General features: G+C 43.1%; 11 protein-coding genes. 6 read left to right on the plus strand and 5 right to left on the minus strand.

What is annotated here, in order from left to right; all coding sequences use genetic code 11:
- Nucleotides 1-10 precede the first annotated feature (10 nt).
- Nucleotides 11-3,121 carry a transglycosylase domain-containing protein gene (locus tag BVG16_RS11860; RefSeq protein WP_078498889.1) on the minus strand — a complete coding sequence of 1,037 codons (3,111 nt, stop codon included), beginning with the start codon at nt 3,119-3,121 and terminating at the stop codon, nt 11-13.
- A gap of 142 nt (nt 3,122-3,263) precedes the next feature.
- Nucleotides 3,264-3,866: a 30S ribosomal protein S4 gene (gene rpsD, locus BVG16_RS11865; protein WP_078498890.1), complete on the minus strand. Its 603-nt coding sequence runs from the start codon at nt 3,864-3,866 to the stop codon at nt 3,264-3,266.
- A gap of 368 nt (nt 3,867-4,234) precedes the next feature.
- Between rpsD and BVG16_RS11870 the strand changes: the two genes are divergently transcribed.
- The 5 genes from BVG16_RS11870 to BVG16_RS11890 all read left to right on the plus strand — a co-directional run bounded on the left by BVG16_RS11870 (nt 4,235) and on the right by BVG16_RS11890 (nt 9,293).
- Nucleotides 4,235-6,199, plus strand: coding sequence for a sensor domain-containing diguanylate cyclase (locus BVG16_RS11870; RefSeq protein WP_078498891.1), 1,965 nt, complete (start codon nt 4,235-4,237; stop codon nt 6,197-6,199).
- A gap of 129 nt (nt 6,200-6,328) precedes the next feature.
- Nucleotides 6,329-7,090 carry a hypothetical protein gene (locus BVG16_RS11875; RefSeq protein WP_078498892.1) on the plus strand — a complete coding sequence of 254 codons (762 nt, stop codon included), beginning with the start codon at nt 6,329-6,331 and terminating at the stop codon, nt 7,088-7,090.
- A 94-nt stretch (nt 7,091-7,184) separates the two neighbouring features.
- Nucleotides 7,185-8,303, plus strand: coding sequence for an aminopeptidase (locus BVG16_RS11880; protein ID WP_078498893.1), 1,119 nt, complete (start codon nt 7,185-7,187; stop codon nt 8,301-8,303).
- Nucleotides 8,304-8,500: 197 nt separating this feature from the next.
- Nucleotides 8,501-8,737 (plus strand): HPr family phosphocarrier protein, encoded by a 237-nt coding sequence (locus BVG16_RS11885; protein ID WP_078498894.1) that lies wholly within the window; start codon nt 8,501-8,503, stop codon nt 8,735-8,737.
- A gap of 268 nt (nt 8,738-9,005) precedes the next feature.
- Complete coding sequence (locus BVG16_RS11890; RefSeq protein WP_078498895.1) at nt 9,006-9,293, plus strand: YlaN family protein; 288 nt, start codon at nt 9,006-9,008, stop codon at nt 9,291-9,293.
- A 37-nt stretch (nt 9,294-9,330) separates the two neighbouring features.
- Here BVG16_RS11890 and cax read toward each other — a convergent pair whose 3' ends face one another.
- Nucleotides 9,331-10,392, minus strand: a complete 1,062-nt coding sequence (gene cax, locus BVG16_RS11895; RefSeq protein WP_078499105.1) for a calcium/proton exchanger — start codon at nt 10,390-10,392, stop codon at nt 9,331-9,333.
- Between the two features lie 139 nt (nt 10,393-10,531).
- On the opposite strand from cax, the gene BVG16_RS11900 reads away from it, so the two are divergent.
- Nucleotides 10,532-10,924 (plus strand): Asp23/Gls24 family envelope stress response protein, encoded by a 393-nt coding sequence (locus BVG16_RS11900; RefSeq protein WP_078498896.1) that lies wholly within the window; start codon nt 10,532-10,534, stop codon nt 10,922-10,924.
- Nucleotides 10,925-10,968: 44 nt separating this feature from the next.
- On the opposite strand, the gene ftsW is transcribed toward BVG16_RS11900, so the two are convergent.
- Nucleotides 10,969-12,162, minus strand: coding sequence for a putative lipid II flippase FtsW (ftsW, locus tag BVG16_RS11905; protein WP_078498897.1), 1,194 nt, complete (start codon nt 12,160-12,162; stop codon nt 10,969-10,971).
- Nucleotides 12,163-12,174: 12 nt separating this feature from the next.
- Entirely contained in the window at nt 12,175-12,522 is a 348-nt protein-coding gene (locus tag BVG16_RS11910) for a YugN family protein (RefSeq protein ID WP_078498898.1), read from the minus strand.
- Nucleotides 12,523-12,598 lie beyond the last annotated feature (76 nt).

The raw sequence follows: 12,598 nt of genomic DNA on the forward strand, positions 1-12,598 counted from the left end.
GCGTTTTTTGTTATTCTTTGAAGTATACAGGGGAGGATGGAGCTGATTCCCCAACATCATTGACCGCAGTAACTTGGTACCATCCAGTTAATCCGGTTCCGATATATTCGAAATGAGCAATGGAAGAGGTCGCAAGATAAGAATATTTGCCATCCTTCTTGTCACTCAGATAGATCTTATACTCCTTGGCAGGTTGTTTGGATTGCCATGTGAGTTCCAACCCTAAATTAGATGATTTGGCATTTAGCTTCGTTGGTTTCTCGGGTGCATTGGATGCTGTGTTGGATCCCGTATTTTCACTCGAACCTGGATTGGTCTCACCAGAAGAACCTGGATTAGGTACATTCGGGTCCGGCGTGTTCGGAGTACCTGGGATCTCTGAGCTGCCGCCATTCGGTGTTACCACCATGCTTGGAGCCGATTCATGACCGCCAACATCTACAGCTGTAATGTAAAAGCTGTACCCATTATTGCCGCTGATAAAATTCGAGAAGCGGCTAGTCTGACCCGTTAAGACGGGATCAGAGGCAATTTGATAGCTGCCGCCGTTCATCGAACGATATAGACGATATCCTACGACATCTGCTTGACCGCTTGGCGTAAACGTGATAACCAATTTGCCATTGACTATTTGTGTCTGCAGATTTTGAGGTGCACTAGGCGCATTTCCGTCATCCACCCGTGGATCCACCTGTGACGGTGCATCTAGATTCGCATCGCTAGGCAAGTAGGATTGAATGGATTTACGACTGCTCGCGGACATCTTCGATAGAGCTTTGGTGATTTCGTCGACCAGATCTTGGATCGGCTTCTCACGTTTGACGACAACCTTGGTCTGAACCATATCGGCTGGCGTACTATCTTGTGCAATATAATTGACACCATTATAAGAAATCACCTTCATATTGACGATCCCGTCATCTTGCTGTGTAGGTATGAATTTCTTATTGAAAATATCCGTAACAAGACGATTTGCCTGTCTGGTTAGGTCTGTTGGCAGTTTTCCGCTAAATCCAGATACCGTCATCGATACAATGCCATCAGGCTTCTTAAAGGATGAGGTCTGGAATAACTCGGGTTCGATATCTGTAACTTTGTTCATGATGGTCGCCCATAATTTACGTGCGCGCGCTTTACCATCGCCGGTGAGGGTATTAATCTGCTGCTCGTAACCAGCCCAAACACCTAACGTTACATCGGGCGTGAAGCCCATAAACCAGACGTCTGCGTAGTTTTGTGTTGAGCCTGTCTTACCAGCAATCGGAATTTTACCGTATTTATTGAATTCACCTCTCAGACGTCCTGCAGTTCCTGATGGACCCGCAATAACCGTACGCAGCATATCTTGCATGAGGTAAGCGGTTTGTTCCGAGAATACCTGCTGCGGGTTATTCGTATGCTGATACACGATGGTACCTTTGGTATCCACGATTTTCTGAACGATGTACGCGTCATTAAATACGCCATTGTTCGGGATCGCTCCATAGGCATTGGTTAGTTCTTCTACGGATACACCATATTTCAAACCGCCGATGACTCCGGTTTGTGCATAGTAATCTTCCGGTTGAATGGAGGTGATTCCGAGTGTTTTGACGAATTCCCAAGCTTTTTCAATACCGACTTTCTCCAAGAAGATCTTCAAGGCAGGTAAGTTCAAGGATTGGTTTAAGGCTGTACGAGCCGTTACAAGACCTTGATAGCGGTTATTGGCGTTCTTCGGAATATGGAAGCCCTTTGTACCATCCTTCAATACGATAGGAGCATCGTCGAGAATGCTGGCTGGCTGTATTTTTCCTGAATCGATTGCAGGGAGGTAAGCACCTATTGTTTTCATCGCTGATCCAGGCTGACGTAACATTTGCGTAGCATAGTTCATCTGCTCGACATAGAAGTCGCGGCCTTCGATCATGCCAAGTATCGCACCTGTCTTATGATCGAGCATCACAGCGGCTGTTTGCTCGATGCCTTTTGTTTTGCTATCAGGTGAGAAATTCTTAGGATCACTAGCAATGCTGCGCATCGCATCATAAATTTTCTTGTCGATCGTTAGATAAATTTTGTAGCCGCTCCGCAGCATTTGTTCTCTAGCGTCGTTCATGAGCTCGGCATTTTCCTTCTTACGTAAATCCGCCACGGTTAATGATGGGTTTTGTTGCAGAACAAGTGCTTCCGTTGCAGAACGTTCTGCTTCCATCATCAAGTACGGATATGTATCGTAAGCTTTCTTTTTAGGCTCCGCTAGTGAAGATTTGATGTTGAAGCTTAAGGCCTCGTCATACTGCTGCTTCGTAATTTTTGCTTCCTCATACATCCGACGAAGAACCAGCTTCTGCCGTTCAATTGCACGATTGAAGCCTTTCTCGTTGAAGCTTCCTTTACCGTTAAATGCGGAGTACGCACTTGGCAGTTGAGGGAGGCCAGCGATATATGCGGCTTGTGCAAGATTTATTTTGTTAAGATCTAGATTGAAAATACCTTTAGCTGCTGCTTTAACACCGAATAAATTATAGCCTGTATTACCGTTCCCGAATGGAACCTTGTTCAGATAAGCCGTTAGAATCTCATCCTTGGTTAAATAACGTTCGAGACGAATCGATAGGAAAATTTCTTTGATTTTGCGGTTGGTTGTGCGATCCAGGTTCAGAAACACACGTCTTGCCAACTGTTGCGTTAGCGTACTACCGCCCGTTTGAATGTTTTCGTTCAAGACTTTCTGCTTCACAGCACGAAATACACCGTTCAAATCAATTCCGATATGGTTATAAAAATTGTTGTCTTCAATAGCAATAACCGCGTCTATTACTTGTTGCGGAATATCCTTCAATGCGATTAACCGACGGTCTTCATCCGTTCGTAACTGTCCTACTAACGTGCCGTCATTAAAATATACGAATCCTGTCTCAGAATTCTCGTGTATTTTTTCATCAATTAATGCAGCAGATCGTACAGGATCGTCCTTCACAATGGAAGATACGTAACCCATGGCGATTCCGCCTCCGAACAAGCCTAATGTAAATCCGACGATCATAATCCACTTCGTAATCCCCCAAATGATCCGACCAGTTGATTTTTTTCGACGTTTCGGTTTGTCCGATGGTGTCTGCAAATTCTCTTCATCCATGCATTGCCCTCCTTTTTAACAGGTATATTATATCATAAACCATTTCGCTTTTGAAAAAGAGTTGTATGAAGAACTGGCGTTCATCGATGAAAATGAAAAAAACCTTGATCCGAAGACCAAGGTTTCTGATGGATTGTAAATATTAACGGCTGTAGAACTCGACGATTTGTTTTTCATCGATTTCTTGAGGCAACTCAGCACGCTCTGGCAAACGGATATATTTACCTTCCATAGCGTTGTCGTTGTACTCAAGGTAGCCAGCAAGGTGGTTACGGTTTTCAAGAGCTTCTTTGATCGAAGAAAGACCACGGCTTCTTTCGCGAAGGCTGATTACATCGCCAGTGCTAACAAGGTAAGAAGCGATATCCACTTTTTTACCGTTAACTGTGATGTGACCATGGGAAACCAATTGACGCGCGCCTGCACGGGAGTTTGCAAAACCAAGACGATATACAAGGTTGTCCAAACGGCTCTCAAGCAAAGTCATGAAGTTTTCACCAGAAATACCTTGCATTTTGGAAGCTTTGTCGAACAAGTTACGGAATTGTTTTTCGTTCAAACCGTACATGTGACGAAGTTTTTGTTTCTCTTGAAGTTGCATACCATAGTTACTGATTTTTTTGCGTTGTCCACTTGGACCATGCTGTCCTGGAGGGAAAGGACGTTTCAATTCTTTACCAGTACCGCTCAAGGAAATTCCAAGACGGCGGCTTAATTTAAATTTAGGACCTGTGTAACGTGACATGTATAAAAGACTCCTTTAATGTTCAATTTTATATGGGGTCCTTTTGCGCCGAATTTTGTTTTTATGTTCGATGTGAGCATGTGCTCCACCAACTCTGACATGAATAGTTCAGCCGCTGTCCTGTCAGCAACAAAGTTCGTGAGGGTGACACAATCGTTACGCCCGTTGTACTCATCATTAAATATTATAAGAAATTCAACACAATTGTCAAGCGATCTATTCATTAAGGAATTTTTAATAGTTCGAAATACCTAAAATATTGCAAATAATTGATAGATTACTAGTGCAAAAAGGGAAAAAGCAAGTTATTATTAAATATAGGTGTTGGATTGAATGAAGATGATTGAACTTGGGTGGTGGGGAATCGTATGGCTCAAAATCTACGAAAAGCGCTGGTGGAATTCCAACAACATCATATAGACCAATGGCCTACTTCACCCTTAGTTAATTACTTTGATAATGAGTCATGGCTGCAACAACAAGATATAACGAGCAGTGATTACCCTTATATTGAACCGTTACTTACAGCATGCTTTCAAGAATGGCTTCTTCAGATTGCTGAATTCCCAAGTTTGCAACGAGGGATCTTAGCGGTATTCAATTGGGAAGCCAGATTGATCTCTAGCGCGGATCCGTCATTAATAGGAAATGATTCTTCCGTATGGGATGCTCGTGTAGTATCAGCCGTAATATCAAGTAAGCGACCGCATGCAGATGTGAATACGGAAGCAACATTAGTTGTGCCGTTATGTAGCAGAAGCGAGCAAGAAGTATTCGCTATACTGGCTTATCGCATTCCGTTGGAATCTTACGAGCCTGGCATGCTGGACATGCTATCGATGTCTGCTAAGACGTTCTTGAATTGTTTTTACCGCATGTTCGAATTTATCTTCATCAAAGATTTGATGCAGTTGCAGAATCATGCCGACCGAGAGGCGCGGAAGAAGACGATCCTTTTCGATGTGGTTCAGCGCATACATGGCAAATTCGATGTGGATTCGGTTTTAAGTGAAGTGATTGAGAGCATTTCGGATTTATATCCGTCTGCTGCGTTAGAGCTGCATATTTCTTCAGATCATCGAAGTACCAATCAGCATGTCAAACCGTTAGTTCTTCATAATTTAACAGACAATATTAGTGTGCGTGCTTTTATGGAAGGCAGAATGATCCAAGAGACAGTAACTTTGCCTGGTGGGAACGAACTAGTCCATATTGCCGTTCCATTGAGCGGAAAACAAGGGGTATACGGTGTTTTATATCTCAGTTTAGATGGACAGTGGCTGGAGGATTTGGATTTTCAGCTGATTACGATCTTGGCGGATACCGCCGGAACGGCATTCGAGAATGCGAAGCTCTACGAGCAATCGAATATGTTGATTAGTGAACTGCGTCTCATTAATGAGTTGACGAAGCAGTTGAATCAGAGCTTGCGGTTGAGTGAAATATTTAATTTTGCTTTGAAAGAGCTATTGCATATATTTAAAGCGGATTTTTGTTCAACTTTACAATTAGACGCGGATAAAAATTTATTTAAAGTCATGTCTAGTAATGTGGATGCGATGTCAAAGGAATTGTATTCTACGGATTACGGGTTTACCGGGCTTGTTTATGCGACGAAGGAGCCGTTGATTCTGGTTGATTATTCGGCATTCAGCAAAGTAAAGTCGGTCTTTATGGATGAGACACAATCCCGTTCGTTGATGGTGGTACCTCTTGTGGTCAATTCCGAAGTCAATGGGGCCATTATGTTATCCCATCGCGATCCCAATTATTTCTCTTATGATAACTTTAAGCTTCTACAGGTGTTGTCGACCCATATTGGCTTAGCCATCGCAAATGCATCACTGCATGCGAAAGTTCAACGGATGGCGAATCACGATAATTTAACAGGCCTGTACGCAAGACATTATTTGGATGATCGTGTAAATCAGAAGCAAAAAATTGATTTTTGCGGTTCATTGATCGTGGTGGATATTGACCACTTCAAACAAATTAACGATACGTACGGTCATCAAATTGGTGATCAAATTTTACGGCAAGTCTGTGAAGTGATCCGAACCTCCATTCGTGAAACAGATATTGCTGCAAGATGGGGCGGAGAAGAACTTGCCATCTATTTCCCACAGTTGACCAAATCGCAGACACTGCGTGTTGCAGAACGAATTCGTTCTCGTGTCGAAATAGAGACCAATCCAGGGGTCACCGTGTCCTGCGGGATATCGGAATGGAATTGGGATGATGACAAGATTAGCGTAGAATCTTTATTTTACAAGGCCGATATGGCGCTTTATCAGGCAAAGAATGCCGGGCGCAATCAAATTCAAGTTGGTTAGGAAGAAGTATCCATCCGTGGGATGGGTACTTTTTTTGTTCCTTGCGTACCAGCATGGGTATAAGTTTAGAGGTTCAGGAAACGATAAGGTGCGAACTAAGGGTCTCAGGAAAAGAGGAGGCAATACAGGATGATTCGCTACTTTAGCGTGAGTATCAAGTCATGTAGAACGTTAGCGTTTGGGTTAAGTTTTGTTATGATTGTACTGAGTCTGAACGGCTGTTACGCCATCGAATCCAAGAAAAGCCCGACTGAAATCTATCAAATGGCATTGTCCGGGCTTTCTGGCGTGGATAATTTTAAATTTCGAGGACGAGCTGAGGTCTATGGTACGAATGGGAAGCGTATTCTTGAACCCATAAATTATGAGGGGAATGTCATTGGACATAAGCAGCAAACCTTCAAGATCGCTTCGGAGAGCGGTACAGCCTTGACCTACTCAGAACGTTGGAATCCATTACATCAATTAGAATTGTTACGCAATTTAGGTAAATCCATTCAGATTAATGAACAAAAATCGAACGATCAACAAATCGTGTTGGAGATTAAGTTAAATCCGGGAGAAGGCACGAAGCTGCTGATTCAAAATTTGAAGAGTGAAATGAATGGGTTACAAGAAGGTCGATATTTGGTCCAAAACGCAGCGAAGCTGGATGTGAAAAAACAAAAAGAACTCCAGAAGGAATTAGACAGCATATACAAAAATGGAGTAACCAAACTACAAAGTTTAACCCAGAATATGGAATCGAATGCTTCTTATGTTCTGTGGGTTGATCGTTCCTCGCTGATCCCGACTCGTGTGTATTCGAAGACCCAAACGCGATTTGTCGATAAGGGGAAGGCGAGAACAGAAGCGGTAACCACAGACGCAAAATTTGATGGGTATCAATGAATTTACGTATGGTTTTGACCATGGTACAATTAAATGTGGTTCAGTTACTTACATAATTCGATTTGGTAACTAAATTTTGAGGAGGCTTCAGAAGATGAGAGATGCAAGAATGGAGAAATTAGCTCAGAATTTGGTGGGCTATTCGGTAGATGTACAACCAGGGGAGAATGTACTAATCGAGATGATTGGTACAGAGCGTGATTTGCTAAAATGCATCATTGAAGAAGTTGCCAAACGCGGCGGACATTCATTTGTTGAATTAACGGACCGCACGGTGCTTCGCAGCATGTTGATGCACACAAGTGAAGAGCAATTGAAAACTTGGATGGAATTTGACTTAGCACGTATGCAGAAGATGGATTGTTACATCGGAATTCGTGCAGGCGAGAATGTAAATGACCTTTCGGATGTTCCCGAGAAGAATTTGAAATTGTATAACTCGATTTATAGTCATCCCATTCATTCCGAAGAGCGTGTGAAACGTACGAAATGGGTTGTATTGCGTTATCCAAACGCAGCGATGGCACAATTGGCGAATACAAGCACGGAAGCATTCGAGGATTTCTACTTTGATGTATGTAACTTGGATTATGCAAAGATGGACCGTGCGCAAGATCCTCTGCAAGCGTTGATGAAGAAAACCGATAAAGTGCGTATTGTTTCTCCAGGCACAGATCTGACGTTCTCGATTAAGAACATCGGTGCAGAGAAATGTTCGGGCCAGAAGAACATTCCGGATGGAGAAGTGTACAGTGCGCCAGTGCGTGATTCTGTTAACGGAACGTTGCAGTACAATACGCCAACGGTATATAACGGCACATCCTTCGAGAATATCTTCTTCCGGTTTGAGAATGGGAAAATTGTAGAAGCCAAAGCCGGTGGAAACACAGATAAACTAAATGCCATTCTGGATTCAGACGAAGGCGCACGTTACATTGGTGAATTTGCGATCGGCTTTAACCCGCACATCCTTACACCAATGAAAGATATCTTGTTCGATGAGAAGATTGCGGGAAGCTTGCACTTTACACCAGGTCAAGCTTATGAAGAGACAGATAATAAGAACCGTTCCTCCATTCATTGGGATCTCGTGTTGATCCAACGTCCTGAATACGGTGGCGGAGAGATTTACTTTGATGATGTTCTCATCCGTAAAGATGGGATCTTCGTGATTCCGGAATTAGAAGCACTTAACCCCGAGAACTTGAAGTAAGAAAAACCTCTATCGTAGTCCTTTCGAAGAAGAGCGACCGCGATTAGATATAGGTTTTATCGCCAAATAGAATTTTCTAGTTTCGATACGTTGAAACATTTATAAATTCTATTGTGGTAAAAACGTATTGCGTTTGTATGCGTAATCAATGTATCATAAAAGTGTATAAAAATTCGTACTAGACGGAGGTAGTTCCCATGTCTAATAACACAGCTATCGTAGAAATCTCACAAACTGCAGGTCAATTTCGTTCTTCCATCGTTCTTCAAGCTGACCACAAGTATATTGACGTTAAAAGTATCTTAGGTCTATTCACAACGCTTGTGAACAGCCATCAATATGAACTACATGTTCATGGGCCAGACGAAGAAGAAGCTAAAAAAGCAATGACAGCTATTTTTGAAAAACATGGTTTACAAGTAACGGTTGTCTAATCGATGACATAACGTTGAAAAAAAGCATTCCTTGCACCACAAGGAATGCTTTTTTTTACTTTTCTCTCCACAATAGAATTTATAAAGGTTTCGACATATCGAAACGCAAGAATTCTATTTGGCGATAAAAACTACCTTTAAACGTGGTCGCTCATCTTCGAATGAACCTCGATAGAGGTTTTTCTCATATTTTCTTGTGTAATAGCTCATAATCGCTTAATATTAGGATTAGCAGTATACTGATTTTTCGGGCATAGGGGGGAGTTACATGTCTTCATCAGAGTTCATGGAACAATTAAATCAGAAAGCTTTGTCTCTGCTTCAGGGAGATGCAGATAAAATCGAAAAACTTATTGAAGTTCAGATGGAGAATCTGGCGACCCGTAAGTGTCCTCTATATGAGGAAGTGCTTGATACACAAATGTATGGCTTTTCGCGCGAGGTTGATTTTGCGGTACGTGCGGGTCTGGTTCATGAAGCCATCGGGAAAGAGATACTTAGTAAGCTTGAGCGGAACTTAGCGGTATTATATGAAGCATTAAATGTAAAAGAGTAGCTCCGACCTGGAGACTACTCTTTTTTTTGTATTGGTCCTACACGAGGAAAAATGCAACGCCAAGAATAACGTAGACTAACATGAGCAGGAGTCCCTCGTACCAGTTCGTCTTGCCGTCTTGGGTGATCGATTTAGCGATAATGACGGCCACCCCGATGGCAACCAGCTCAATCGTCGTAAATACGAAATCCATCGTTTCCCCGAACAAGAAGCTGACAAATACAAGGACAGGGGCTACGAATAACGCAATTTGAAGACTGCTGCCAATGGCAATTTCTACGGATGTCCCTATTTTGTTTTTAAGCGCCATCATGACTGCGGCACTATGTTCCGCAGCATTCCCGACAATCGCGATAATGAATGCCCCTAAGAACAACTCTGTAAAGCCAAATTGGGTTGTAAAATCATGCAGCGTACCGACAAGCCATTCACTCACAAGCGCAACCATGACCGTAGCGACAACTAAGAACAATACTGACTTGGATTTGGACCAAGCAGGTTCTTCGTGGTGATCCGGTTCCATCTCTTCTTGATCGGAGAGATAATTCTTATGCGTGACCATAGAGAAGTACAGCCAGAAGATATAAGCAACAATGAGGATGCCAGCTACGATTAAGCTGAGCGTATCTGTTTCTTTTGGCGTAATGACCTTCGTACCGGCGAACATGGCAGGTATAATTAGGGCAACAACCGCCATAAGCATAAGTGTACCATTATGCCCTGCTAAAGAGATGTTGAATTTCTGCTCTTTATATTTAAGTCCCCCAGCAAAAAGACTCAGTCCCAAGACGAGCAAAAGGTTCCCGATAATGGCCCCTGTCAAGCTTGCCTTTACCATATCGAAGAGCCCCTCTTTAATTAAGAAAATAGATATAATTAATTCTGCAGCATTCCCGAAGGTAGCATTCAGAAATCCGCCAAGACGTTGACCGGCGTAATGTGCGACACTTTCCGTCGCTTTGCCAAGGAATCCTGCAACAAAGACGATGGCAATGGCCGAGATGATAAACTGGACGGTCGAGCTCATGTCTGTATAATGTGCTACTCCGCTCAAAAGAAAGGAGACGATAAGTGCACCGTAAAAAAATTTCTGTTTCAACTTCCACACCTCGAATTTTTTCTCTTACTATAAACCAAAAATTTCCGTAAGTAAATGACCTTACGGATCTGTAATTTGCTTTCAAATGGCAAAGGCATTAAACTATTGTATATGGATATGAAAAGGGGAGGACAAGGTTATGACAGAAGAACTTGTGCAAACTGGTGTAATTCGAATCTCGGATGATGTTGTATCGACAATCGCTGGGTTAGCGGCGCTCGAGACACCTGGGATTAGCGCAATGTCTGGCGGTATTTCGGAAGGCTGGGCGAAGCGATTAACTGGGAAGAACGCACAAAAAGGCGTAATTGTGGAAGTAGGTCAGCTAGAAGCTGCTATTGATTTGCGTGTCATAGTACTTTACGGATCGATGATTCATCAAGTATGCCGTGACCTTCAACAGAATGTGAAGGAAACCGTTGAAAATATGACAGGTCTGCATGTCGTCGAAGTGAATGTGAAAGTGGAAGGCGTTACGTTCAAAGAGGAAGAACAACAATTGAAGCAGGAAGAGCCAGTTCGGCTGAAATAAGAAAAAAGACTCCGAAGAGATTGAACTCTTGGAGTCTTTTTTGTTTAGGCGCTAAAGCGCCTATTTTTGGCGTTCTTCGACTGATCTTCGGGTCGATTGGCTTCACGGGAAATACTGAGTAATATACCGATACTGCCAAGCATGATTAACAAGGAAGATCCTCCATAACTGATAAATGGCAGCGTGACCCCGGTGATCGGTATGGTCTGCGAGACGCCGCCAATGTTAATGAACGTCTGTATTGCAATTAACCCCATAATTCCGACGCCAACGAGTGTGCCGTAACGATCTGGACAGCGCAGCGCAACGATCAGCCCCCGCCAGATGAAGTAGAGGTAAAAGATTAAGAACAGTGCGCTTCCAATGAAGCCTAGCTCTTCGCCAATGACGGCGAAAATAAAGTCATTGTACGGGTAAGGCAGGTAATGCAATTTCTGGATGCTTTGTCCAAATCCTGCACCTGTTAATCCGCCATGACCCAAGGCCTTCAAGGAATTCAGCAAGTGAAAGCCTGTCCCTTGCGGATCGCTCCATGGATTAAGGAAGGACGAAATCCGTCCGGCTTTGTACCCGCTGCCCGCACTGGAATTGAAAAGCATATTCACAACCATCCCGATACCCGCGCCGATGCCTAGCACGACAACGCAGGCGAAAATATGCTTCAAGTTCGCGCCGCCAGCGATAATCACGATACCGCAACAACCTACGAGGATCATGCATGATCCGAAATCGGGTTGAAGCATGATCAGAAAGGCGATGAACCCGACGATCATGATGACGGGCAAAAATCCCTTTTTAAAGTCGCGGAACGTCTCGCCCTTCTTGGAGATCAACGCCGCGAGATATAGAATAGTTGTAATTTTAGCTAGCTCTGTAGGCTGAATCCCTACGGAACCGACCCCAAACCAACTGCGTGCGCCATTGAGGCTCACACCAACGAAGGGTACAAGTGCGAGTAATATGATAGTCAGTATGAAGAACGGAATAAACAGTTTCTTATATTTCTCGTAGCGAATATTCATAGCGATCATCATGACGATAAAACCAAGTCCTGCCCACATTAACTGCTTTTTGACAAAATACAAGGAATCATAGTTGAACTTCTTGCTGATGACTGCAATGCTGGAGCTGGCGCTAAAGACCATAACGAGTCCGAAGCCTACCAACAATACCGTGAGAATTAATAACTGGAAATCCGGTGCACCACGTCGTTTTGGTTGAGATTGATTTTCTCTCATGTTCAAACCCGTCTATGCTTCAAGAAGTGCTTTTAATTGACTGATTTTTTGTTCTGCCGTACTGACAAACGACGATGGAATAGGTGTCTCATAATCAAAGCCGTGAGGGAAAGTCGTTCTACCCATGTAAACTGCTTCAATCGCAAGTACCGCATCGGGATTTTCTAACTTGCCTTCAATTGCACGTGTGTTGATGCGTAAGTAATAATCTTGTTTATTTTGTTGATCTTCCATTTTAAAATCGTATGTAGCACGTGTATATTCCCACTGCCAACGGACAAATCCAAGTTTTTCAGCTGATTCATCTAAATAGGCCAAGTCGCTTTTAAGACCGATTAAGCCTGAGTTTTCAATAATCATATTTCGATTTCCTCCTTAAATTGACCTGCCCTCGATATTCACTATTCATGATAGTATGTTTCCTAGGGATGCGCAA

The organism is Paenibacillus selenitireducens (genome assembly GCF_002021565.1).
Classification (GTDB): Bacteria; Bacillota; Bacilli; order Paenibacillales; family Paenibacillaceae; genus Paenibacillus_K; species Paenibacillus_K selenitireducens.